The organism is Marinospirillum sp. (assembly GCF_044810985.1).
In the GTDB taxonomy this organism is placed as follows: Bacteria; Pseudomonadota; Gammaproteobacteria; order Pseudomonadales; family Halomonadaceae; genus Marinospirillum.
Genome location: NZ_CP085242.1, coordinates 2,567,121 through 2,591,943, shown reverse-complemented (window position 1 = coordinate 2,591,943; position 24,823 = coordinate 2,567,121). Strand labels below are relative to the sequence as shown.

Annotated in this window: 20 protein-coding genes; 4 read left to right on the top strand and 16 right to left on the bottom strand. The window is 54.7% G+C overall.

Translation table 11 applies throughout. The features are described 5' to 3' along the window. Positions 1–109: 109 nt before the first annotated feature. Positions 110–538 carry a hypothetical protein gene (locus LG323_RS12200; RefSeq protein WP_310697565.1) on the top strand — a complete coding sequence of 143 codons (429 nt, stop codon included), beginning with the start codon at positions 110–112 and terminating at the stop codon, positions 536–538. A 14-nt stretch (positions 539–552) separates the two neighbouring features. Here LG323_RS12200 and LG323_RS12195 read toward each other — a convergent pair whose 3' ends face one another. From LG323_RS12195 to cfa, 14 genes are all read right to left on the bottom strand, one after another. Continuing rightward, positions 553–1,014 carry a type II toxin-antitoxin system death-on-curing family toxin gene (locus LG323_RS12195; RefSeq protein WP_404416569.1) on the bottom strand — a complete coding sequence of 154 codons (462 nt, stop codon included), beginning with the start codon at positions 1,012–1,014 and terminating at the stop codon, positions 553–555. A 16-nt stretch (positions 1,015–1,030) separates the two neighbouring features. Continuing rightward, a complete protein-coding gene (locus LG323_RS12190) occupies positions 1,031–2,044 on the bottom strand; it encodes a hypothetical protein (RefSeq protein WP_404416567.1) in 1,014 nt (337 codons plus the stop codon). A 73-nt stretch (positions 2,045–2,117) separates the two neighbouring features. After that, positions 2,118–2,669, bottom strand: a complete 552-nt coding sequence (sufT, locus tag LG323_RS12185; RefSeq protein ID WP_404416564.1) for a putative Fe-S cluster assembly protein SufT — start codon at positions 2,667–2,669, stop codon at positions 2,118–2,120. Continuing rightward, positions 2,666–3,922: a cysteine desulfurase gene (locus tag LG323_RS12180; RefSeq protein ID WP_404416562.1), complete on the bottom strand. Its 1,257-nt coding sequence runs from the start codon at positions 3,920–3,922 to the stop codon at positions 2,666–2,668. The genes sufT and LG323_RS12180 overlap by 4 nt, the downstream gene beginning before the upstream one ends. Continuing rightward, the gene (gene sufD, locus LG323_RS12175) at positions 3,919–5,226 is read right to left on the bottom strand and encodes a Fe-S cluster assembly protein SufD (RefSeq protein ID WP_404416559.1); all 1,308 of its coding nucleotides are present in this window, start codon (positions 5,224–5,226) and stop codon (positions 3,919–3,921) included. The genes LG323_RS12180 and sufD overlap by 4 nt, the downstream gene beginning before the upstream one ends. After that, on the bottom strand, positions 5,223–5,972 hold the full coding sequence (gene sufC, locus LG323_RS12170; RefSeq protein ID WP_310697986.1) for a Fe-S cluster assembly ATPase SufC: 750 nt from the start codon (positions 5,970–5,972) through the stop codon (positions 5,223–5,225). Before sufC ends, sufD begins: the two co-directional genes overlap by 4 nt. Positions 5,973–6,160: 188 nt before the next feature. Beyond that, the gene (gene sufB, locus LG323_RS12165) at positions 6,161–7,609 is read right to left on the bottom strand and encodes a Fe-S cluster assembly protein SufB (RefSeq protein ID WP_404416556.1); all 1,449 of its coding nucleotides are present in this window, start codon (positions 7,607–7,609) and stop codon (positions 6,161–6,163) included. Between the two features lie 30 nt (positions 7,610–7,639). Next, a complete protein-coding gene (locus tag LG323_RS12160) occupies positions 7,640–8,104 on the bottom strand; it encodes an SUF system Fe-S cluster assembly regulator (RefSeq protein ID WP_404416553.1) in 465 nt (154 codons plus the stop codon). Positions 8,105–8,317: 213 nt separating this feature from the next. Further along, positions 8,318–9,193, bottom strand: coding sequence for a 1,4-dihydroxy-2-naphthoate polyprenyltransferase (locus LG323_RS12155; protein ID WP_404416551.1), 876 nt, complete (start codon positions 9,191–9,193; stop codon positions 8,318–8,320). Beyond that, positions 9,186–10,085: a bile acid:sodium symporter family protein gene (locus LG323_RS12150; protein WP_404416548.1), complete on the bottom strand. Its 900-nt coding sequence runs from the start codon at positions 10,083–10,085 to the stop codon at positions 9,186–9,188. The genes LG323_RS12155 and LG323_RS12150 overlap by 8 nt, the downstream gene beginning before the upstream one ends. A 95-nt stretch (positions 10,086–10,180) precedes the next feature. Continuing rightward, positions 10,181–12,409 carry an NADP-dependent isocitrate dehydrogenase gene (locus tag LG323_RS12145; protein ID WP_404416545.1) on the bottom strand — a complete coding sequence of 743 codons (2,229 nt, stop codon included), beginning with the start codon at positions 12,407–12,409 and terminating at the stop codon, positions 10,181–10,183. 146 nt (positions 12,410–12,555) lie between these two features. Beyond that, entirely contained in the window at positions 12,556–13,530 is a 975-nt protein-coding gene (waaF, locus tag LG323_RS12140) for a lipopolysaccharide heptosyltransferase II (RefSeq protein ID WP_404416542.1), read from the bottom strand. Continuing rightward, positions 13,527–16,496, bottom strand: a complete 2,970-nt coding sequence (gene glnE / locus LG323_RS12135) for a bifunctional [glutamate--ammonia ligase]-adenylyl-L-tyrosine phosphorylase/[glutamate--ammonia-ligase] adenylyltransferase (RefSeq protein WP_404416539.1) — start codon at positions 16,494–16,496, stop codon at positions 13,527–13,529. The genes waaF and glnE overlap by 4 nt, the downstream gene beginning before the upstream one ends. A gap of 72 nt (positions 16,497–16,568) precedes the next feature. Beyond that, positions 16,569–17,732 (bottom strand): cyclopropane fatty acyl phospholipid synthase, encoded by a 1,164-nt coding sequence (gene cfa, locus LG323_RS12130; protein ID WP_404416536.1) that lies wholly within the window; start codon positions 17,730–17,732, stop codon positions 16,569–16,571. A gap of 170 nt (positions 17,733–17,902) precedes the next feature. On the opposite strand from cfa, the gene LG323_RS12125 reads away from it, so the two are divergent. From LG323_RS12125 to LG323_RS12115, 3 genes are all read left to right on the top strand, one after another. Then, the gene (locus tag LG323_RS12125; protein WP_404416534.1) at positions 17,903–18,622 is read left to right on the top strand and encodes a 2OG-Fe(II) oxygenase; all 720 of its coding nucleotides are present in this window, start codon (positions 17,903–17,905) and stop codon (positions 18,620–18,622) included. A 92-nt stretch (positions 18,623–18,714) separates the two neighbouring features. Further along, positions 18,715–20,424 carry a C4-dicarboxylic acid transporter DauA gene (gene dauA / locus LG323_RS12120; RefSeq protein WP_404416531.1) on the top strand — a complete coding sequence of 570 codons (1,710 nt, stop codon included), beginning with the start codon at positions 18,715–18,717 and terminating at the stop codon, positions 20,422–20,424. A 46-nt stretch (positions 20,425–20,470) separates the two neighbouring features. Further along, positions 20,471–20,710, top strand: a complete 240-nt coding sequence (locus LG323_RS12115; RefSeq protein WP_310695962.1) for a hypothetical protein — start codon at positions 20,471–20,473, stop codon at positions 20,708–20,710. On the opposite strand, the gene recJ is transcribed toward LG323_RS12115, so the two are convergent. Together recJ and LG323_RS12105 are read right to left on the bottom strand one after the other, a co-directional pair. Beyond that, complete coding sequence (gene recJ, locus LG323_RS12110; protein WP_404416528.1) at positions 20,711–22,486, bottom strand: single-stranded-DNA-specific exonuclease RecJ; 1,776 nt, start codon at positions 22,484–22,486, stop codon at positions 20,711–20,713. It abuts the gene before it with no gap. Between the two features lie 3 nt (positions 22,487–22,489). Then, on the bottom strand, positions 22,490–24,760 hold the full coding sequence (locus tag LG323_RS12105) for a methyl-accepting chemotaxis protein (protein ID WP_404416525.1): 2,271 nt from the start codon (positions 24,758–24,760) through the stop codon (positions 22,490–22,492). Positions 24,761–24,823 lie beyond the last annotated feature (63 nt).

Genomic DNA, 24,823 nt, shown 5'->3' with positions numbered 1-24,823 from the left:
AGAAAGGGACTGAAAAGTCAGTTCGACTTGGCTGCCTGTACAAGAATGCTTTAAGCTTCTAGGATACACAGCTCCACCAACACACACGCCCGGGTTAATAGAGGTCATCATGACTCAAGCAGTTACCAACGCAATTATGCAAGAGCTGGCGGAAGAACCCAGCCTGAAAAATGATGATGCCGCCCTACTCAAGGCCATCATTATCAACCTGCATATGAGCCCTGAAGCCCTACGGGAAATCCTCAACCACCCCGACATGAAACTGGCACTGAACGACCCCAGTCTCAGTGTCACGTCTGACCGCAACGGCCCTTTCTTTATGGCTGTGGGCAAAACCACCTTCAATGTTGACGGCGCTACGGCCAAAGACTTTTTTGATTGCGCCGACCTTATTCAAAGCAAGATGAACTGCCCGGAAAAAGTTGCCGAAATTGCTGAAATGGTACTCATCCAGCAGGTTCAGACCTGGTTTTACGAAAGAGAAGACAGCAAGCCCATCCCCGTCCAGGGCTTCCGCCCCGGCATGGTGATTAACTAGTAGGCACAGGTCAATTACCTGGCTGAGTCCACGGCCTCTAATATGGCCAGTTTGACCTCTTCCGGGTAGCCGTCTTCATAAAGCAGAGAACTGATAATCTGGTACAGCAGGTCTTTATCAATGACATTGTCGGCAACCCAGACGACAATGTTTTCCATCTCTTTTACGAAGCTCTTTACCGCAAAGTCAAAGCCATTCAGTTCAAGAAAATAAGCACCTAAAGCCAACGATGAGCGCTTATTGCCATCATTAAACGCATGGTTCTTGTTGATGGAAAAAACCAAGTGAGTCAGCTTGTCTTCCATCTCTGGGTAGTAGAGGTCATTCTGTATATGCTCCAGCGGACTTTCCAACTGACCAATATCCTTGGTACCAGCCAGTCCACCAGACTGTTCGATGATCCAGTCGTGAACCCTGACTGCGTGGGCGGCATCAAAATAGAGAAACCTAATACCTCTGCTGGTGAAATCGCTCATCTCAACAGTCCTGGGGTTAGCGATCTTTCAGACGTTTGAGTACTGCCAGAGTATCTGGATCACTAAGCTGTTCTTCCAGAGAGCGGCTTTTCTCGCCTAAAAAACGCTCGAAGTCGGCTTCGGGTACGGATTGAATATAGGCTTCCAACTTTTCATGCAAAGCATCGCGAAAACACAAGTCTCGGCTGGCCATTTTGGTTCGCGCATCCAGAATTAATGGTTTGAACAGCGGGTGCTGCTCAAAACTGGCAAACAGCTTCTCGGCTTCTTTTTGGGTAAGCTTGCGATCCTGGGCCACACTTGCTCGCTCCAGCTCATGGGCAATGCCTGATTCATAGCTGGCAATCAGGTTCAGCACTTCGGAATACAGAGTTTCACGGATGTTGGATTTGGCGGCTAAGTTCAACACCTTTTTATATTCGGCGGCATTTTCGTGGAAAATGCTTTGGTAGATCAGATTGGTAAAGCGTGCGTATTTCCAGTGACTGCCTTCCACATAGTTATCCAAGGCATCGGTAAACTGGCGGCGGTAGTTTTCTTCCTGTAGTGCCGAGACCAGATAGTTTTCATCGCGCTGGTTGATAAACCGGGTATGCCCGCCGACCCGCTCGGCCATGACATCAAGCACTATATCCAGCAGGCGGGAGCGTAATTCACGAGCGGGTTCGCTCTCGGTGAGCAGCATACCCAGATTCAGTACAGCCCGAAAACTGAACACACCTAGCACGCTGGTTTTGGTACCGTAATTGGTTACGGCACCATCCAGTGACTCTTTGAATTCCTTAAGTTTTTTTCCGCGGAGCAAGGTGTAGCCATTGGCTTTCAACTCATCCGCATGACTGACAAGATACTTCTCAATGGTACTCTCACTCACGTCATACAAAGCAACTACCTGCGCTTTGGTAAACACCGTCTCTCCATCAAACACGACGCCGCCCAGAGCTAAATGCTGCTCCGCCTGCTGCAAGGCATAGCGGTTATTGAGGATATTCTGGCGGTCGTGGGACGATTCAGTGAGGTCTTTTGGCATATCGTATTTCCCTTAACTCAAGGCGACTACAAAGTTTGCTGGACGCTTCTCCTGGCCGTCAACTCTGAGCTTTTTAAAACATGCCCAGTTCAAGCTGCGCATCTTCGGTCATCATTTCCCGCGACCAGGGAGGGTCGAAAACAATTTCGGTATTCACCTGGTCGATATCTTCAGCACCCTGAATTTTGCGGCGGGCATCGGCAGCGATAACTTCCCCCATGCCGCAACCGGGTGCGGTGAGGGTCATCCTGATATTGAGCATCTTGCGACCATCGAGAAGGTCCACGACTTTAAGGCCGTAAACCAGCCCCAGATCGACGATGTTCACCGGTATTTCCGGGTCAAAGCAGGTGCGCAACTGTTCCCAGGCAAAATCCTCGATTTCCTGGTTGCTGGCTCCTTTGGGCAGAACCGGCTTTTGTACCGCCGCCAGGCCCAGGGCATCCAGGTTAGTGCCTTCGACCATGTACAAACGCCCCTGGTGGCCGACACTCACCGTGCTGCCTTTGGCCTGCATGACTTCCACTGTTTCGCCTTCAGGCAGGGTGATGGTCTTTCCAAAAGGCACGGAAATGACTTCGGTTTCGCGCTGAAGTTGAATTTTGTCGCCTTTGCTGAGACTCATAGCAGCATCTCCCGAACCCTTTTCAGCGCCGCCACAAAAATATCCACTTCTTCCAGAGTGTTATAAGCCGCAAAGGAGGCTCTGGCTGTGGCATCCACACCCAGGTGATGCAGCACCGGCATGGCACAATGATGGCCGGTGCGAATCGCCACGCCCAGTTGATCGGTGAGCAGCCCCAGATCCTGGGCATGTGCTCCTTCCAGAACAAAAGAAATCACCGCAGCCTTGCCGGGGGCTTCACCGAGAATGCGCAGACCCGGCAGTTCGGCTTGCATCTGCTCGGTGGCATAGTGCAATAAAGAGTGCTCCCAGGCCGCCAGCTTGCCCAGGCCCAGATCCAGCATCCAGTCAGCAGCCACACCCAGACCTATGGCTTCGGCAATGGCCGGGGTGCCCGCTTCAAACTTGTGCGGCAAACCGGCGTAGGTGGTTTTTTCAAAGGTGACGATATCAATCATGTCACCACCACCCTGCCAGGGCGGCATGGCTTCCAGGAGTGCTTCTTTGCCGTAGAGCACACCAATACCGGTGGGGCCATACATCTTGTGCCCGGAGAAAACGTAAAAGTCAGCATCCAGAGCCTGAACATCCACGGCCTGATGCGGCACTGCCTGAGCACCATCCACCAGCACCAGGGCATCCTGGTCGTGAGCTTCCTTGATGATTTGGGTGATGGGGTTAACACTGCCCAATGCATTAGAAACCTGGGTGATCGCCACCAGCTTCACCTTTTCAGTCAGCAGCTGCTGATAAACCGCCATATCCAGGCTGCCATCATCCAGAATCGGAATCACCTTGATTTCGATACCCAGTTGTTCGCGCAGCTGCTGCCAGGGAACAATATTGGCGTGGTGCTCCATCATGGACACCAAGACCTGATCACCGGCTTTCAGGTTCGCTCGCCCCCAGCTTTGTGCCACCAGGTTAATGGCTTCGGTGGCACCGCGGGTGAAGATGATTTCCTTGTGGGAAGCGGCATTGATGAACCTCTGAAGTTTACCGCGTGCTTCTTCATGGGCATCCGTGGCTTCCTGAGACAAGGTGTGCAGGCCACGATGGATATTGGCGTTGGTGTTGCGGTAGTAATCATCCATCGCCTGAATCACGGCCAGTGGTTTCTGGCTGGTGGCGGCATTATCCAGATACACCAATGGCTGGCCGTTGACCCGGCGCTGCAGAATGGGAAACTCGGCACGCAGCGCCTGGATGTCATAATCAGGTTGTTTCAGGGCTTCAAAATCAATCACTGTCATAACTCTTCCAGATCAACTTGATGCGGCAGGTGGCCTGCCACGGTGGTTTCGACCTGCTGGTAAATTGGCTGGATGTCGATTTTGTCGACCACCTCGTTGGCAAAGGCCAGGGTCAGCAGGCCTTTCGCCAGTTCGTCACTCAGCCCCCGTGATTTGAGGTAGAAGAGCGCGGTTTCATCCAACTGTCCGGTGGTGGCACCGTGAGAGCATTTGACATCATCGGCGTAGATTTCCAGTTCCGGCTTAGTATCGATTTCCGCCTGGTCACTCAGCAGCAGGTTGGCGTTGCTTTGTTCGGCAACGATCTGCTGGCTGTCTTTCTTGACGATAACCTTGCCATTGAACACGCCCCGCGCCTTGTCATTGAGGATGGCCTTGTAGTTTTCACGGCTGTAGGTTGTGGGGGCGTGATGGTTCACCAGGCTGTGGATATCCAGGTGGTGTTTATTGCGACCAAACAGCAGACCGGAGAAGTCACTTTCTGCGCCGGTGCCATTAAGATCACAGACCAGATCATCGCGCACCAGTTTGCCGCCCAGGTTCATATGATGACAGGTGTAGCGACTGTCACGCTTCTGTTCGACATGGGTGCGACCAATCAGCCAGCTTTGCTCGCCGGGGACTTCCAGTAAGTAGTGAGTCAGTTGGGCATTGCGCTCCAGAACAATTTCCGCCACCCGATTGGTGAAGTGGTTGGCAGTGTCTTCACCCAGAAAATGCTCAACCAACTTGATCTGACTGTTGGCACCGGCAGCCACCAGTATGCGTGGATGCGACATGGTGGGCTGATCGGCTTCGGTGGAGAGGTGCACCAGGCTGATGGGGTCTTCAATAATCTGGTTGTTACCCACGCGGATCACGGCACCTTCACCGGCAAAGGCAAAGTTCAGGGCAGTGAAAACGTCACAGTCAATCCCGGCCAGGCGACCCATCATGCCGCAAGTCAGCTCCAGTTCTTTATCCAGAGCTTCGGACAGAGGCTCAACCACCAGGGCTCCGGGCAGCTCACCCAGATCGGACAGTTCCGGTGCGTAAACCCCGTTCACAAAAACCAGCTGGTGGGCCTTGAGTTTCAGACCCGCCTGATCCAGCAGTTTTTTGGCTGCATCCAGGTCGGCCGTTTGCGGCAGAACAAAATTACGCTTGGCCAGCGCCTTGGTATTGGTGTACTTCCAGGCTTCAACACCACTGATCGGAAAACCCAGGTGTTCAAAGCGGGCGAAGGCGGCAATGCGCTGGCTTTTTAACCAGCCGTTTTCGGCATCCTGGTTAAACGCCTTGAAGGCTTCGGCATACTGGTTCATGCAGCGCCCTCCAGCAGCCAGTCGTAGCCTTTTTCTTCCAGCTCGTGAGCCAGGGATTTATCACCGGTTTTGATGATTTTGCCATCAGCCAGAACATGAATCACATCCGGGGTGATGTAATCCAGCAAACGCTGGTAGTGGGTAATCATCAGAATACTGCGATCGGCCGCACGCAGGGAATTCACCCCTTCCGAGACGGTTTTCATGGCATCAATATCCAGGCCCGAATCGATTTCATCCAACAACGCCAGCTTGGGTTCCAGTACCAGCATCTGCAGGATTTCATTGCGTTTCTTCTCACCGCCGGAAAAGCCTTCATTGACCGCACGATGCAGGAAGCTGTTGTCCATCTTCATGAATTTGATCTTTTCACGAATCAACTTCATAAACGCAGGCGCTTCAATTTCATCCAGGCCCTGCGCCTTGCGCTTGGCATTCAAGGCCGCTTTCAGCAAGTAAACATTCTTGACCCCCGGAATTTCCACCGGGTACTGAAAGCCCAGCAAAAGACCCGCCCGAGCGCGCTCCTCGACATCCATTTCCAGCAGATTCTGGCCTTCAAAAATGACGCTTCCGGAAGTGACTTCATAACCCTCCCGTCCGGTCAGAACCGCAGAAAGCGTGGACTTGCCCGCGCCATTGGGGCCCATAATCGCATGCACCTCACCCGGTTTAATACTCAGGTTAAGGCCCTTCAGAATCTCGGTGCCCTCGACTTTAGCGTGCAGGTCTTTAATCTCAATCATCTTGGTATCCTGTAATTAACTCATAACTCATCAATTCGGGGAAAAGGTGCTATTTAGGGGTAGAAGGTGGCACTGCGACAGGGTGCTGAGCGCAAGTGGAGCCAGGGATGGCGTAACGCAGCTCGTACAAACCGGGATGGTTTGTCCGACTGGCAAGCCAGCGCCCTGTAATGCTGTGCCTGATACCATCAACCTACAGCACCTTCCAACGTAACATTCAGCAAAGCCTCGGCTTCCACGGCAAACTCCATCGGCAGTTCCTTGAAGACATCCTTGCAGAAGCCATTGACGATCATATTGACCGAGTCTTCTTCAGAAATGCCGCGCTGCATGCAATAGAAAAGCTGATCTTCACCGATTTTCGAGGTGGTGGCTTCGTGTTCAACCATGGCAGAAGAATTGCCGATTTCCTGATAGGGGAAGGTATGCGCGCCGCACTGATCACCCAACAGCAGGGAATCGCACTGGGTGAAGTTGCGGGCATTTTTCGCCGTGGGCAGAATTTTCACCAGACCCCGATAGGATTGGTTGGAGCGCCCGGCGGATATCCCCTTGGAAATGATGGTGGAGCGACTGCCCTCACCCAGATGAATCATCTTGGTGCCGGTATCGGCCTGCTGGTAGTTGTTGGTCACCGCCACTGAATAGAATTCACCCACGGAATCCTTGCCACGCAGAATGCAACTGGGGTATTTCCAGGTGATCGCTGAGCCGGTTTCCACCTGAGTCCAGCTGATTTTGGCTCGGTCGCCGCGACAGTCGCCGCGTTTGGTCACGAAGTTATAGATGCCGCCTTTGCCTTCTTCATCGCCCGGATACCAGTTTTGTACCGTGGAGTATTTGATGTAGGCATCATCCAGGGCGACCAGCTCTACCACTGCCGCATGCAGCTGATTTTCATCACGCATGGGGGCGGTACAGCCTTCCAGGTAAGAAACCTGAGCCTGTTCTTCACAGACGATCAGAGTGCGCTCGAACTGACCGGTGTTGGCAGCATTGATACGAAAATAGGTCGACAGCTCCATCGGGCAGGTCACACCCTTGGGCACAAACACAAAGGAACCATCAGTGAAGACCGCCGAATTGAGCGCGGCATAATAGTTGTCGGTGTGAGGCACCACGGTGCCGAGATATTTCCTGACCAGCTCAGGATGCTCCTGAACCGCTTCAGAAATGGAAGAAAAGATTACCCCGGCTTCGGCCAGCTTGGCCTTGAAGGTGGTGCCCACAGAAACCGAATCAAACACGGCATCCACCGCTACACCGGCCAGTGCTGCCCTTTCATGCAGGGGAATGCCCAGCTTGTCGAAGGTTTCCAGCAATTTGGGATCAACTTCATCCAGGCTTTTCGGCGCATCCTTGTTCTTGGCACCCGGTGCGGAATAATAGGACACCGCCTGATAATCAATTTTCGGGTAAGACAGATGCGCCCAGGCTTGTGGGTCTTTCATCGTCAGCCAATGACGATAAGCTTCCAGCCGCCACTCCAGCAACCACTCCGGCTCTTTTTTGCGTAGAGAGATATGGCGGATGACATCTTCATCCAGACCAGGCGGCAGGGTGTCACTTTCAATATCGGTTACGAAGCCTTGCTTGTAGTCTTTACGTACCAGCTGCTCCATCTCTTCACTCGCCATAACGGCCTCCGGGCATCATCAAGTCTTTCTTTATAATTGGGCGGGTTCATGCAAGGTCAGTGCCTGTATTTGTACCCAAGGCAGTTTGATCGGTTGTGTCTGTGCCAACTGTGCCAGGGTCACAGAAGCCAGCAACTGGTGCACCGCCAGGGTCACACGCTGCCAGTTGTTGGCCACTCCGCACTGGCTGATCAGATCACACTGGGAATCTTCCAAACTGCATTCAGTCATCGCCACCGGGCCTTCAATCGCGGCGATCAGGTCACTGGCGGTAATGGTCGAAGCCGAACGCGCCAACTGGTAGCCACCCTGGGTGCCCCTTCGTGACACCAACAGATCAGCCTTGACCAGCATTTTCAACAGCTTACTGACCGTGGGCCTGGGTAAACCGATTTCGTCCGCCAGGTCCGCTGCTGCATACAAACGCTCAGGATGACGCGCCATCTGGGCACTGAGCACCACTGCGTAATCCGTCATTTTACTGAGCTTGAGCATGCCACCTACCTTGGGTTGAATCTATAGTGGACTATTTTAGTACCTTTTAGAAACCGAGTAAAGTGGTAGGTTTCTATGACAGGCGACTTGAAATCCACACAATTCAAGATAAGACCAATTTCCCGATGCCGAGAAAATGGTTAAAGGAAGGGGGCAGCATGGATGAGACTTCGATGAAGAGCAAAATCAAAGCCCGGTTCTTTTACCAGAAAATCAACCCAACACCAGAATCAGGGACTGGCTGAGGGAGTAGATCAGCAGCATCAGGGAGGTGAGGGCCAGCATGCGGTTAAGTTCCTTGCCTTCCAGATGACCCATCCAGCGAAACAGCAAAAGCAGCAGCGGAAAAATCAGCAGGAGAGGCAACCAGGTCAGCTCTTCCAGGCGGGGGTTTTGTGACCAGTGCAGCAGGGGAGCAGTCAGGAGCAGCAGGCGATAGAGAAGTCGGCTTTTGTGTTCACCCAGATAGACCACCAGGGTCTTTTTTCCGGCGGCGGCATCGGTGTGGCGATCACGCAAATTGTTGATCAGCATGATGGCGGCACTCAGCAAGCCGACCAGGGTGGCGTAAACAAAAGCGTCCAGGGTCAGCTTCTGGGTGTGGATAAAATAACTGCCCATCACGGCCAGCCAGCCAAAAAACACCAACACCAGAAGCTCACCCAGAGCCCGTGATGCCAGCGGCCAGGGGCCGCCACTGTAGGCCAGGGCAGCAATCAGTGAAGCCAGGCCGAACACCAGCAGCCACCAACTGACCAGAGCAGCCAGCAGAAAGCCACTGACCAGCGCCCCACCCAACACCAACCCGAGACCTTTTTGCAGTTGCTCCGGCTTTATTAGCCCCAGTTGCAGTCCGCGCAAGGGGCCAAGCCGCTGCTGGGTATCCACACCCTTCTGGCCATCAAAGAGATCGTTGGCAAAATTGACGGCCACCTGCAGCAACAATGCGCAAATGAGCGCAAGAAAAAAAGCGGCGGGATTAAAAGAGCCATCGGCAAACGCCAGGGCGCTGCCCAGCAGGATGGGTGCCAGGGAAGCAGGCAGGGTTTTCGGGCGCAGAGCCAGAAACCAGGCATTAAGGTCAGACACCTTCGTTCACTTCTCCGTCCAGGTCAGTGGTTTCCAGTTGGTCTTTACGGTACAGCCAGGTAACAAAACCAAATGCCGGAAGGTTCATGAGGATACCGTACATCAAAGGCACCAGAACCAGGGCAGGCATTTGCAGGATGGTCAGGGCGACCATAATGGCGGTACCGGCATTCTGCACACCCACCTCCAGACCCAGCGTTCTTTGTTCGCGTTCTTTCAGCCCCGACTTACGGGCCATCAGGTAGCCACTGAGAATGGCTGTTGTACTCAGCAACAGTATCGCCAGTCCTTCAACACTGAGGATTCGCTCCAGCAAATACAGGTGGGTTGCCAGCAGGCTGATAACAATCAACAACATGGCCAAGGTGGACAGGCGACGCAGGCCGGGCTGAAATCTGATCGCCCAGACTGGAAACCGAAGCCTGATCAGCATGCCCAGAACTACCGGAACCAGGGTAACCAGTGCCAATTGTTGAATGGCGGGCCAAAGAGGCAGTTGAAAGTGACCGGTATCCAGGGGATTGATCTGCAGGTAAGCAAGGAACAGTAAAGGCAGAGTCAGAGGCGTCAGCAAGCTGGTTACACCCGTCAGGGTGACGCTAAGCGCGGCATCTCCCCGGGCAATCAGGGAAAAAAGATTGGAAGTGGCGCCGCCGGGACAGAGGGAGACTAAAAACAGGCCCGCTGCGGCCAGGGGCGACAAGGGAAGCAGCCCTATCAGTACAAGAGCCAGGCAAGGCAAAAATAGCAACTGCATAGCCAGACCCAAAATACAGGCTCTTGGCTTCAAAAGTACCCGTTTGAAATCAGCTGGCTGCAGTGCCATACCAATACCCAGCATGACCAGCGCCAGAATCAGAGGCAATAAAACCTGGGTCACCAGTTGCTGCATCCGGTTTTCTCCTTGGCAAAAGCAGCAATTATACAATAAAAAAACCCGGAGCCTTTCGACTCCGGGTTCTGACAAGAAGCGTTCAGACTGAAGGTTTACTTCAGGCTTTCCAGAATCTTGTTGAAGGTAGCACTGGGGCGCATCACCTGGTCAGCCTTGGCTTTGTCGAGGTGATAGTAACCACCCAGATCCGCAGGGCTGCCCTGGGCATCGCTCAGTTCTTTCAGGATCTGTGCTTCCTGCTCGTTCATCTGCTTAGCCAGAGGACCCATTTTTTCCGCCAGATCCTTGTCATCCGACTGAGCGGCCAGCTCTTCCGCCCAGAATTTGGACAGGTAGAAGTGGCTGCCACGGTTGTCCAGCTCACCCACTTTACGCGAAGGTGATTTGTTTTCTTCCAGCAGACGACCGGTTGCCTTGTCCAGAGCCTGACCCAGCACTTCAGCACGCTTGTTGCTGTTTTTCTGGCCCAGTTCTTCCAGGGACACGGCAATTGCCAGGAATTCACCCAGCGAATCCCAACGCAGGTGGTTTTCCTGGAGAACCTGTTGAACGTGCTTGGGCGCAGAACCACCGGCACCGGTTTCATACATGCCACCACCAGCCAGCATGGGTACGATGGACAGCATCTTCGCAGAAGTGCCCAGCTCCATGATGGGGAAGAGATCCGTCAGGTAATCGCGCAGCACGTTACCGGTAACCGAAATGGTGTCCTTGCCACGAACCATGCGTTCCATGGAGGTACGAATGGCACGCACATAACCCATGGTGCGGATATCCAGACCACTGGTGTCATGATCTTTCAGGTACTTTTCAACTTTCTTGCGCAGTTCACGGTCGTGAGCACGCTCGTTATCCAGCCAGAAGATGGCCGTGGTGTCTGCTTGACGCGCACGGTTTACAGCCAGCTTGACCCAGTCCTTGATGGCCGCGTCTTTGGTTTGGCAAGCGCGCCAGATATCGCCTTTTTCAACCGAGTGTTCCATCAAGACCGTGCCATCGGCTTTAACAACCCGCATGGTGCCTGCTTCTGACATTTCAAAAGTCTTGTCATGAGAGCCATATTCTTCGGCTTTCATCGCCATCAGACCGACATTGGGTACTGAGCCGCAGGTGGTGGGATCAAAAGCGCCGTGCGTCTTGCAGAAGCTGATCATTTCCTGGTAGATGCGAGCATAGGTGGACTCAGGCATAATCGCCTTCACGTCCTTCATTTTGCCATCACGGCCCCACATCTGACCGGAGTTGCGGATCATGGAAGGCATGGAGGCATCCACGATCACGTCACTGGGAACGTGCAGGTTGGTAATCCCTTTAACAGAATCCACCATCGCCATTTCGGGGCGGTGCTCATAACAGGCATGAATCGCTTCTTCGATTTCTTCCTGTTTGGAGTTGGGTAGAGTCTTGATGCTGTCCAGAATACTGGCCATACCGTTGTTGGGGTTGGCACCCAGCTCATCAAACAGGTTGCCATACTGGTCAAAAACTTCTTTATAGAAGGCACGAACCGCATGACCGAAAACGATGGGGTGAGATACCTTCATCATGGTGGCTTTTACGTGCAAAGACCACATCACACCATCGTTCTTGCACTCTTCAATGGTGCGCATGAAGAAGTCATCCAGCGCCTTGGCGCTCATGAACATGGCATCCAGCACTTCACCTTCTTCCATGGGCAGGGTTTTCTTGACTTCAACCTGACCCTTCTGGTCAACAAACTCAATGCGTACATCACCGGCTTGTTCCAGGGTTACCGATTGCTCACTGGAGAAAAAGTCACCACCACGCATCCAGTCTGCATGCGAACGGGAAGCCTTGCTCCACTTGCCCATGGAGTGAGGGTACTTGCGGGCAAAGGCTTTCACTGCAGGGGGAGCGCGACGATCGGAGTTGCCCTGACGCAACACAGGGTTGACAGCACTGCCCAGAACTTTGGCATAACGCGCCTGAATGTCTTTTTCTTCGTCCGTTTCAGGCTCGAAAGGGTAGTCTGGCAGATCGTAACCTTGTTCCTGCAGCTCTTTAATACAGGCACGCAGCTGAGGAATGGAAGCACTGATATTGGGAAGCTTGATGATATTGGCTTCCGGCTGCTTGGTCAGTTTACCCAGTTCCGCCAGGGTGTCTGGCAGGCGTTGCTCTTCTTTCAAACGCTCTGGGAAGGAGGCGATAACACGAGCTGCCAAGGAAATGTCGCTGGTTTCTACATCAAGTCCTGCAACCTTGGTGAAAGAGCTAACCACCGGCAGCAGGGAAAAGGTTGCCAGGGCCGGTGCTTCGTCGGTGAGGGTGTAAATTATCTTATTGCTGGATGTTGTCATTTTATTCCCCGATTCCATCGTTGTATGACTGACAGCTCATGCAAAAAGCAGCTTGTGGCCACTTCTTTCAAGAGGAGTTAGCTTTAGCTAGTAAAATTACAACAGGTATTCTACCGAAAAACCGCGACATTTTGTACGCCTTCAGGCTAATACCAAGGGCTAACCCGCAACTCACTGATCGGTACTACCTGAGCCCCCACGGCAGGAGCCAGCCATTGCCGGGTATCCGGTTGCTTGCTATCCCTGACGGGCAGGTAAACCGGTAAACCACAACCCAGAGCCACCAGTGACAGAGCATTATCCAGCCCCACGGCAACCTGCGCTTGACTGAGCAGATCCACAGCCTCTTCCCAGTTGATGTGACCGGACAGGTTGTGAAGAGCATCGCGCGTGGCCTGTGGCAAGGACTCCAGCAACACATCAACTTCCAGCTGCTCATTATGCGATGCCAGCAGCCAGATCTGTCCGCCCTCTTCAACCCATTGATTCAACAAGGTTTGCCATTGCTCTGGCTCAGGTTGCTGCTGTCTGGCGGGCTCAGGCACACCCAGAGTACCGGGGCAAAAAGCCAGCACGGGTTTGTCCTGAACAAGCCTGAACCGCTCTCTGGCCTGGTGTTGCAACTGAGTATCGCTAGTTAGACTCAGCGCAGGTGTTTCCGGCAGCTCATCGACAATATCCCAGGCCAGAGCCCGGTAACGATCCACCAGATGCGGGTGACGTGCCTTGTTGGGCAGACGAATATCAATCAATAGAGAATAACGATATCGACCCCGATAACCGGTGCGCTCACCAATATTGGCGAGCATGGGAATCAGTGCCGGCTTGAAGCGATCCGGCAACACCCAGGCATGCGCATGATCCTTGCCTTGCATGGCCAGACCAGCCTTCCAGAAGGTTTTCCAGCTCATGTTGGGGTCAGGCAGATTATACACCTCGTCCACCTGGGCAAAGCGAGCCGCCAGCCCAGCCAACTGGGTGGGCACCATGATATCCAGCGGCCTTTTCGGAAAGCGGTGCTTGATATCCGCCAGCGTGGGTTGCGACAGCAACAGCTTCTGGGGTGTTTCCGGCAGCAGCACCAGATTGCGGCCTGCCTGTTTACGAAAAAAATGGTTCATGATTGCGATGACTTCTGGTTGTCTGCAAAAAAAGCATCCCAAACCTGACTGACCTGTTTACGGTGCTCCGCCCAGGGCGCTGCCTCCACACTGGTGCCGGCTTTTTCCAGGGCCGCATGGTGTGCGGCATGTCGATAGGCCAGATAAGCTTCCTGAAGGGCACGTGCCTGATCTTGAGGCAGTACGCCGGTTGCAGCCAAAGCATCCAGCAAGCGCATGTTGTCGGTGACTTCCAGCAGGTGTGCATGCTGGTGACTGTAAGCCAGAACACAGTATTGAACGATGAACTCAATATCAACGATGCCACCGGCATCCTGTTTGATGTGGAAGACTTCATCCCCGCCTTGCTTTTTGCTGCCCAGGTTGGCGCGCATTTTCTCACGCATCGTCACTACATCCTGGCGCAGCTGTGGCAAATCGCGTTTTTGCGTCAGGATCTCGGCGCGCAGATTGTTGAAGCGCTCGATCAAGTCTTCATCGCCACAAATCGCCCGCGCTCTTACCAGAGCCTGATGTTCCCAGGTCCAGGCTTCCTTGCTCTGGTAATCGGCAAAAGCCTTGAGGTTGCTGACCAGCAAACCGGCATTACCGGAAGGCCTCAGGCGCATATCCACTTCATAGAGCTGACCGGAAGGTGTCACGGTGGACAGGAAGTGAATGATTCGCTGGCCCAGACGACTGTAGTAGGTGACCGAATCCAGGGATTTTTGCCCATCACTGCCTGCCGTGGGATGACCGTCATGGATGAACACCAGATCCAGATCCGAGCCATAACCCAGCTCAATTCCTCCCAGTTTCCCGTAACCGACGATAATGAAACCGGGATCAGCCGCTTCGCCATTGGCCAGTTGCGGGCGCCCATAGCGACGCGTCAGATCCCGCCAGGCCGAATGCATGACGCTTTCCACGATCACTTCAGCAATGAAGGTCAGGTAGTCGCTGACCTTCATCAGGTGGCGCTGTGCCACAATATCGGAAGCGGCCACCCTCAGCACATTGGCATGCCGGAAATAGCGCAGGGCTTCCATCAGGGCTTCCATGTCATCTTCGGGTATGCGGCTCAGGTGCTGACGCAGTTCATCCTGAAGACGCTGCTTGTCGGCCGGTGAGTAGAGAGTATCCGGGCTGAGCAACTCATCCAGGAGGATGGGCATTTTCGACAGTTGTTCTGCCAGCCAGGGACTGGCCGAGCACATCTTCACCAGTTGTTGCAGGGCTTCGGGGTTTTCGGTGAGCAACACCAGATATGCGGTGCGACGCAAAACAGCTTCCACCAGCCAAAGGATGCGTTCCAGGGCCGTGTCCGGTTTTTTGGCTTCAGTGACGGCTGCCAGAAGCAAGGGCATCAGGTTGTCCAGACGCTCTTTGCCCACCTTCTGCATGCTGGCAGTCTGTTTGCTGTCGCGCAGGGTTTTCAGCAACCGAAAACTGGCTTCAGGCTGCAGGAAACCTTTTTCCGCCAGAAGCTTTTCTGCCTGGGCTTTATCCAGTTCATCCGTCCAGAGGCTGGAGAGATCGTCATCCGTTTCCAGGGATTCCTCTTCCTCCGGGTCGGCAATTACGGCATCAAAGTGCTGACGCACCTGATCCCGCACCTGTTCCAATTGAGCCATCAGATCGGCCCAGGACTGGAAGCCACAACGGAAGGCTATTTGCTGCTGAGCCAGGTCGCCCTCGGGCAGCAGTTGGGTCTGGCGGTCATCCAGGCCTTGCAGGGCATGTTCCAGATCGCGCAGAAAAGCATAGTCCTGAAGCAGTTCATCGGCAGCCTGCTGAGGCATCAGGCCCAGCCCGGCAATCACCGGCAATACCTTACGGATGGAGCGTTCCTGCAACTCGGTATCCCGCCCCCCCCGAATCAGTTGGAAAACCTGGGTGATGAATTCCACTTCACGAATACCGCCGCGCCCCAGCTTGATGTTGTTGTCCAGACCCCTGCGCTTTACTTCGCGGTTGATCATGGCTTTCATGGCACGCAGGGATTCAATGGCGCTGAAATCCAGGTATTTGCGGTATACAAAAGGGCGCAGTTCCGAGAGCAAACGAGCGCCTTCCTGCTGGTCACCGGCAATGACCCGGGCCTTGATCATGGCATAGCGTTCCCAGTCACGCCCCTGATCCTGGTAGTACTCCAGCAGGGCCGAAAAGCCCAGCGCCAGCGCTCCGGCATCACCATAAGGGCGTAAGCGCATATCCACCCGAAACACGTAGCCATCGGCGGTCATCTTGTCGAGCGCAGTAATCAGCTTCTGGCCCAGGCGGGTAAAGTATTCCTGATTATCAAAGCTGCGCCGTCCGCCCAGGGTTTCCCCGGAATGCGCAAAAGCAAAAATCAGATCAATGTCCGAGGAGAGATTGAGCTCCAGTGCCCCCAGTTTGCCCATACCCAAAACCACCAGGCGCAGGGGCCGAACCTCACCCGAGTCTAGCTGTGTCTGGGTCGTGCCGCGAGGATAGGGCCGCCCCCAGGCGGGGCTGTAGTGTTCTTCCAGCCAGCCCAAAGCGGCTTCCACGGTGGTATCAGCCAGCCAGGACATTTCGGCAGCAGTTTGCCAAACCGATCGGTGATTACCGGCCTGCTGGGCATCCCGCCACAACAAACGCAGCATGGCAGCCCGACGAAAGCGCCGCAGAGCCCGGTGCAGCTCCTCTTCATTCTGAGGGGGTTGTCCTTTTTCATCCTGCAGATAGCGGGCACATTCCTGCTGGTAATCTGCAAATTGCAGGGGCCGGTTCAGGTGCTCATCGGCCAGCAAAGCCGTAAGCAGGGAGGGCTCCTTAACCAGAGCATCAGCTGCATAATGACTACTGGCCAACAAGCGACCCAGAGCCTGATGTTCTTCCCGGCTCAAATCCGGCCAGGCTTCTGCAGGCAGGCTGGAGGCAATGCGGTCTAAAGACTGCGCAACTTCCGGGCGGATGTCTGCAGGGAGATCGTTCAAGTCCGGGTGACTTTCTTGGGGCATAAGCACTCTTCAGCTGTGGGGTAAGATAACCCCAGCATAAATCAGCTTTTGCTCCCGGCTCAAGCAGACCAGTCAATTACTTGGACGCAGGTAGCCTCCGGCCACACCTTCAGGGGAAAGCACCCACTGCCAGACCTGGGTTCTGCGAGCCCGAAAAGCTCCGGCACAGGACAGCAGGTAATAACGCCACATACGCCGGAAGCGCTCATCCAGTTGCAGGCGCGGTGCAATATCAGGCCAGGCACGAGAGAAGTTGTCCTCCCAGGCCATCAGGGTCTGGTCATATTCCGCCCCGAAACTATGCAGGTCTTCCACGACAAAAAGACCATCCACAGCATCTCCGATCTGGCCGATGGAAGGCAGGTCGCCATTGGGAAAAATATACTTGTCGATCCAGGGGTCCGGGGTGCTGGAGCGTTTGTTCTTGCCGATGGTGTGCAACAGCATCAGGCCATCGGGCTTCAGGCAGCGCCTGGCCACTTCCATGAAGGTTCTCAGGTTTTTGCGGCCGACATGTTCAAACATGCCGATGCTCACGACCCGATCAAATTCCCCCTCCACCTGACGGTAGTCCTGAAGCCGGAATTCCAGCGGCAGCTCAGCATACTGTTCGCTGGCCCAGGCGGTCTGCTCCTTGGAGATGGTGACCCCAACGGCTTCGATTCCATAGTTTTGTGCCGCATAGCTCATGAAGCTGCCCCAGCCACAGCCGATATCCAGAACCCGCATGCCCGGCTGCAGATCCAGCTTGCGGCACACCAGATCCAGTTTGGCTTCCTGGGCTTCTTCCAGGTTTTTTGCTTCCCGCCAATAGCCACAGGTATAGGTTAACCGCGAATCCAGCATGGCCGCGTAGAACTCATTACCCAGGTCATAATGCGCCTCCCCCACCTGCCAGGCTCTTTGCAGGGTTTGCAGGTTCAGAAAGCGATGGCGTACCAGTTGCCAGAAAAGGCCACTGTGCACCACCTTCTCATCCAGACGGGCCTTGAGGAGGCGATAAAAGAATTGATCCAGCTTCTCCACCTCCCAGTCACCATCCATGTAGGCTTCACCCAGGCCCAGGTTGCCTCGGGACATGGCTTCCTCCAGAACGCGAGAGGTCTTCAGCTGGATATCCCAGGGGCGGTCACCACCCACCCGGATGTCCGCCTCAGCCAACCATTTTTCCAGCTCATGCCCCAGATGAGTCTGAGGGTTCTTATTGTTCTCTTGGGCAGTTAATTGTTCGGACATGACATCAACTCCATTCAACTGACACACTTATTTTTTTATTATTCAGTTAGCCTAGACTTGGGTATTTGTTTGAGCCAATAGCTTGAATCAATCACAAAGCCTTATCCTTGCTGTACTTGGATTGGAAATGGGAGGAAAATCCGATTTTTATTCCGATCGGATTCTGGCCTATGTCTGATGATCTAACACAAACGGCGTTACAGCTGGCTCTTGTCCAGCCCCCGTCCCCCGATCTGGTGGAAACGGCTGATCCCCTTGCAAACCGGATCGACTTTACGTCCCTGGTGGACAGCCTGGTGGAAAAACACTGGTTTGTGGCTGAAGATTACTTACCTCAGACGCTCTGCCGGGGTTTGCTGGAGGAGCTGCAGCTGTTGCGCGAAGAGTCGGAATTAACCGCTGCCGGGATAGGCCGCGGCAAGGATCACCTGCTGGCTGAAACCATTCGCGGGGATTACACCCGCTGGTTGGATGGCAGCAGCCTGATCCAGCAGGAATACCTGGCCGTCATGCGCGAGCTGAAGGATTTTCTGAACCGCGAGCTGTTTCTGGGCCTGTTTGAATACGAATGCCACTATGCCCTCTATCCACCGGGTGCTTTTTATCAGAAACACCTGGATGCTTTTCGGGGTCGCTCCAACCGTGTGGTCACCACCGTGGTTTACCTGAACCCCGACTGGCAACCCCAACACGCCGGGGAAATGCGCCTTTATCACCCGCAAACAGGCGAACCTCTTCTGGAGGTTCCCCCACGCAGCGGCACCCTGGTGTGTTTTTTGTCAGAAGAGATACCCCATGAAGTAAGAAGCACCCGACATGAACGCGCCAGCATTGCCGGCTGGTTTCGAATCAACACGTCACTGAACGGTCTGGTTGACCCGGCTCTTTAAGGAATCTCTTGGTCGCAGTGACAAGAAGCCGGGAAAGCCTTAGCCTAGAGAACTTCTGATTTCTGGTTTACCGATCCGTTTCCGAGCAACTTATGTCCTTACCCTTTGCTTCTGCCCTAAAAGAAACCCTGCGACAGGGTTATCGACTTGCCGATTTGCGTGCCGATCTGCTGGCCGGTATCACCCTGGGGATTATTGCCGTACCTCTGGCCATGGCCCTGGCCATTGCCAGCGGGGTCGCACCCCAGTACGGGCTTTATACCGCCATTGTGGCCGGTACCGTTATTGCCCTCACCGGGGGTTCGCGTTACTCGGTGAGCGGCCCCACTGCAGCCTTCGTGGTTATTTTATTGCCCGTTACCGCCGAGTACGGTCTGGGTGGTTTGCTACTGGCCACCCTGATGGCCGGGGGCATTCTGGTGGCCATGGGGCTCCTCAAACTGGGGCGTCTGATCCAGTTCATACCGGCACCCGTCACTCTGGGGTTTACCGCTGGCATTGCCCTGGTGATTGCCAGTCTGCAACTCAAGGATTTGTTTGGCCTGGAGGAAATGGATAACTCCGCACACTTCTTCGTAAAACTACTGGACTTTGTCCATCTGCTGCCTGAAATCAGCTGGGGTGATCTGAGTGTCGGCTTGCTGACTCTTTTCACCCTGATTCTCTGGCCACGCCTGAAAACACCGCTTCCCGGCCATTTGCCGGCCCTGGTTCTGGGCACCAGCCTGGCTCTTCTGGGCAGCCAGTGGTTGCCGGGGTTTGAAGTCACCTTGCTGGGGGATCAGTTTCAATGGACGCACGGTGACGAGTCCGGTCGCGGCATTCCACCGGTTGCCCCTGCTTTTGTTTTGCCCTGGTTGATGCCGGGTGCCGATGGCGAACCCCTGGGCTTGAGCTGGGATTTATTCACCGCCTTGTTGCCTGCTGCCTTTACCATTGCCCTGCTGGGTGCCATTGAATCCCTGCTTTGTTCCGTGGTCGGGGATTCCCTGACCGGCAGCAAGCATGACCCCAATGCCGAGTTGGTGGGTCAGGGCCTGGGGAATCTGGCTGCACCTTTTTTTGGTGGCATCACCGCAACCGGCGCTCTGGCTCGCACTGCGGCCAATATTCGCGCCGGGGGGCGCTCACCCTTTGCGGCTATTTTTCATTCCCTGATGGTGCTGGCCTGTATTCTGGTTTTTGCCGATGTCTTGTCCTGGTTGCCTATGGCCGCTCTGGCAGGTCTGCTGTTGATGGTTGCCTGGAATATGAGCGAGGCTCATCATCTGGTGAAAATGGTGAAAACCGCACCCACCCCGGATCTTCTGGTGCTCTTTACCTGTTTTGGCCTGACCGTGGTGTTTGATATGGTGCTGGCCGTCAGTGTCGGCATCGTGCTCGCCTCCCTGCTGTTCATGGGTCGCATGGCCCAGGTCACAGAAAGCCAGCCCCTGACAGCTGCTGAAAGACAAGAGCTGGATTTACCGGAAACCATTGCCTATTTCCGCATTGCCGGGCCGCTGTTTTTTGGCGCTGCGGAAAAAACCCTGGGGCGTTTAACCCAGATCAGTTCCGGTATTGATGCGGTGTTTATCGACATGCATCAGGTTCCCACTCTGGATATTACGGCCATCGACTCCCTGTCCAGCGTCGTTAAACAATTGCAAAAAGACAACAAACAGGTCGTGTTTATTGGCTTGAACCCCAGACTTATTTTAAAATTGAGACGAGTCGGGCTGGGCAAGGGAAAGCTCATCACCTTTGCCCGTTCCGCTGAAGCGGCCAGTCAACGCTGGAAAAGGCTACAAGCAGCTTGTTAATCAGGTTAAGCTTCCACACCTTTCAAGAATCTCAGGAGCCTTCACCATGGCTTTGCGTAAAGACAAAGACAATACCGCTGCTTTAATTGCTGCCATCCTCTTCTTTCTGGCCATTGCAGTCGGTGCCTTCATGTTTTTCAATACCTACGATGTCAATCCGGCTGCTTTACGGGAAGGTCATCGCTATGAGTCCTACTGCCAGCAGGTGCATCTGTACAAGGAAACCAATGGCCGGGAAGGCTGGAAGGATTACCGCGGGATCTATTACAAGGAATGCCTCGAATAATCAGCCTCGCTCTGCTTGCGCCTGACTGACATGCAGCTGCAGAGAAGTCTGGTTGCGAAAATGATTGGCTTCCAGCTTATAGGCCAGGCGCACTTGCTGGCCCACTTCCACCGGCAGGGGCGCGCCCTGCTCCGGCAAGGCCCGGAACCAGATGGCTTTGTACAGGGATGAAGAGTCCAGAGAGGCAACTTCCAGCAACAGATGGGTCTGATCCGCACCGATAGTTCGCAAGCCTTCTACCCGAAACGAGCCTTCAAACAAGGGCGCTTCAAACTCGCGGCCAAAAGGCTCCAGCTTGTCCAGCAACTGCTGGGTTTCCAGATTCAGCAACTCACCGGGCAGCTCACCATCCGTGTAAATGCTGGGCTCCAGGCGACGGTTTTCCAACTGCAAAAGAACGGCCTGTTCAAAAGCTTTCTGGAAAGCTGGCATTTTATCGCCCCAGAGGGTCAGGCCAGCAGCCCCCTGATGACCACCAAACCGGACCAGCAACCCAGGATGCAAATCATCTACCCGCTGCAAGGCATTGCGGATGTGTACACCCGGCACACTGCGTGCCGAGGCGCTCAAATGCCCCGGTTCCCGGCCCGGTGTTGCCACCACAGCCGGTCGGCCATACTTTTCCACCAGACGTGAAGCCACGATGCCCTGCACGCCCGAGTGGCCTTCTTCGACATAGGCCACCAGGCTCTGGAAATCCTGATCCACCTGTTGCCGGGCCGTTTCCAGGGCCGTCCGGGTCATCTCCCCTTCCACATAACGCCGATCCTGGTTGTCACTGTCCAACAACTCCAGTTGTCGGCTGGCCGCAGCCAGGTTGTCGGCCAGCAGATATTGCAGGGCGGCATAAGGGTCAGCCATGCGTGAACGGGCATTGATTCTTGGCCCCAGTTGAAAACCCAGAGTGGAAGCCGTAAAGCTTTTGAAACGCTCACCCTGCAAGCGACGAAAAGCCTGCCAGCAAGGGGCCGTCGAGGCATTCATCAGCTTCAGGCCGCTGGTGACAAAAGCCCGGTTGGCGGCACTGCCCCCCAGGGACACACAATCCGCCACCGTTCCCAAGGCCACAAAAGGCAGCAGTTCGGACAGCTTGGGGGTGTCGGGCGGAATGATGTCCGCCTCAAGCAGGTGGTTGCGCAACTCCGACATCAACAGCCAGGAAACGGCACAACCGGCCAGAGTGGGGTCAGGGTAACTGCAATCCTTGCGGGTGGGGTTAATCACCGCCAGTGCGGAAGGTGGTGGGCCTTCCTTGGGCAGGGCATGGTGATCGGTCACCACCACATCAATACCGGCCGCTTTCAGGCGGGCTAGGCGCGGTTCATCGGAAGATCCACAGTCGGCGGTGATAATCACATCCGGTAAAGGATGCTGATCCAGGATGCGGTTAACCAGAGCATCGCTGACCCCGTAGCCATCCTTGATGCGATGGCCGATCAAACTGGAAAGCCGCTCCACCGGCACGGAAAAATATTCACTGAGTGCCCGGTAAATCACCACATGCGAGGTGATGCCATCGACATCATAGTCGGTGAGTATCCCGATGCGTTCCCGGTTTTGAATGGCCCTGAGCAGGCGCTGGCAGGCCAGGTTGCTGTCCTTCAGCAACCTCGGAGCCACCAGATGTTTGAGACTGGGTTCCACCAGGCTGTTGAGAGAACCCTGCACTTCCTCCAGGCGCCCGGCCAGTATCCTTGCCAGCAGCGGATGGATGCCATCGGCCAACGCCTGCTGATACAGGCCTTGATTCAGAGGCCGTTGAATCAGTGCAGGCACGGCTTAACTCCGATCCAGTTTCGAGATCATCTGGTTCAGCAGACCGACAATTTCTTCGGAATGCTGCTCGACCTGGCGGTACATTTCTTCAGCTTCATCCAGCTGACCGGTATGCTTGGCCTGAATGATGTCCTTGATCAACTGGTGCATGTGCCTGTGGGGCTCCTTGAGTGACTGCATTTCGGCGTAGTCGCCATAATGCGTCATTCCGTCGGTATCGTACCACTTGCCCAGATCACACTGGTGATGATCCACCGCCTGATCCTGCGAAAGGCTACTTTGCCCATCCAGGAAGCTGCGCAAACGCACCTTCCAGGCCCGGTGAGCACTCTTGGCCATAGCCAGCTCAACCACCGGATTGATATTGACCTTGAAGGTACGCATTTCATTCATCAGGGCGGCTATTTCACTGCCGATATCACTGGTGGCGGCAACGATATTGCCAGTGTGATCGACGGTCTCGCGGGCCCCCTCACTGATGGTGACAATATGCCGGTTGATGTCATCGGAAACCGCTGTTTGTTCCTCTGCCGCAGAAGCGATCTGGGCACTCATCTGGCTGATGCGATCCATGGCCTGGGTGATTTCCTCCAGAGCCTGGCGCGCCACCTGGGTTTGCTCCACCGTTTCCTCTGCCTGCTGGTGGCTTTTTTCAATCACTTTCACCGATTGCTCAACCCCTTCCTGCAACTGGGCAATCATGTCGTGAATCTGGGTGGTTGCTTCCTGGGAGCGCTGGGCCAGTTGGCGAACTTCATCAGCCACCACCGCAAAGCCTCGCCCATGTTCACCGGCCCGGGCGGCTTCAATCGCAGCATTCAGGGCCAATAGATTGGTCTGTTCGGAAATGCCACTGATGACATCCAGAATACTGCCGATCTGTTCACTGTATTCATCCAGTTTGCGTATCACCTGGGAGGCTTCGCCCACTTCATCGGCAAGGCGGCCAATGCCCTCACTGGTTTCTTCAACCACCCTGCTGCCCTGCTCCGAGCTGCGATCCGCCTGTTCGGTGGCCGTCGCTGTTTCCGCTGCATGGCCGGCAATTTCCGATGCCGTGGCCGACATCTCATTCATGGCCGCGGAGACCTCTTCGGTGCTCTGCTGCTGACGCCGAATGATGGAAGAGGCTTCATCCGTGACCCGAAAGGTGTACTCGGCCCGTGAACCCAGCTGCCCCACTCTTTCCAGAACATTGAGAACCGTTTTTTCCACTTTTTCCACAAAGAGATTGAAAGAGCGCCCCACTTCGGAGAGCTCATTGTTGCCTTCCACCGGGATACGACGGCGCAGATCCTGATCGCCTTCGGCAATGTTTTTCAGCGCCTTGTTAAGACGCTTGATGGGAGCAATGATGCTTCTGGACAACAGCCAGGAGACACCCAGCCCAATCAACAGAATGATGACTGCGACCGTCACTGTGGAATAAATGGTGGATTGGAAAGCGGCCACACCCTGGGAGCGATCCGAATAAATGGTCATGACCCCGATGATATCACCGCTGAAATCCTGCAAGGGCGCGGCCAGGGCGGCCAGCTCATGGCCTTCGTGTTCCTGACGCTTGATTTGCAGCTCCCCCTCAAGGGCAGCCTGCATTTGCTCGCGGCTGAAAAGGCTGGTGCCTTCCCAGGTAGAAACCAGCTGCTGCAGCTCGGAATCTTCTGGCAGATAGATGGCAATATCTGCCCCGTAACTTTGCTTGAAGGAATCAGCATAGGCCTGACGCAAGGAAAGGCCAAACTCAAAACTGCCGGTGTGTTCCCCCCGCCAGAACATGGGAACCACGCCCCGGATGCCGATACCCGCACGGCCCACTTCCACCCCGGAAACAGGTTCCTTTTCCCGGTTGGTTTCAACAACAGTATGCCGGAAACCGGAAAGATCATCGCCATAGCGGCCCACCTGATGCAGCCTTAAAAAGGAGGTCGCAGGAGGGAGGTGAAACTGCATCTGCTCTATACCGGTTGTTTCCTGCAGCTGTCGAAAAACAGGAACCAGCTCTTCCCGAAGGGCATTGCGATCCTGCTGGGCAAAGCTCAGTTGGATACCGGGCTGTTGGGCAATGGCCAGTGCCAGATTGACCGCCTGATCCTGCTGGGCCTGAATTTCATCCTGGGCGGCTTGATGCAGACTCTTCAGAGCCGCCCTTTCAGTCTGCTGCAGCAACTGATCCAGATTGCGCAGGAAAAGCGGTAGCAAAATACCGATGCCCAGCAGCAACACCAAGGCAAAACCCAATTGAATTCTTTTACTGATATTCATCCTGTTGAGCATTCGTTCCATCTCCGTCAATTACCCAATAACCGGTTACTCATTGCGATGATTAATTTAAGCTAT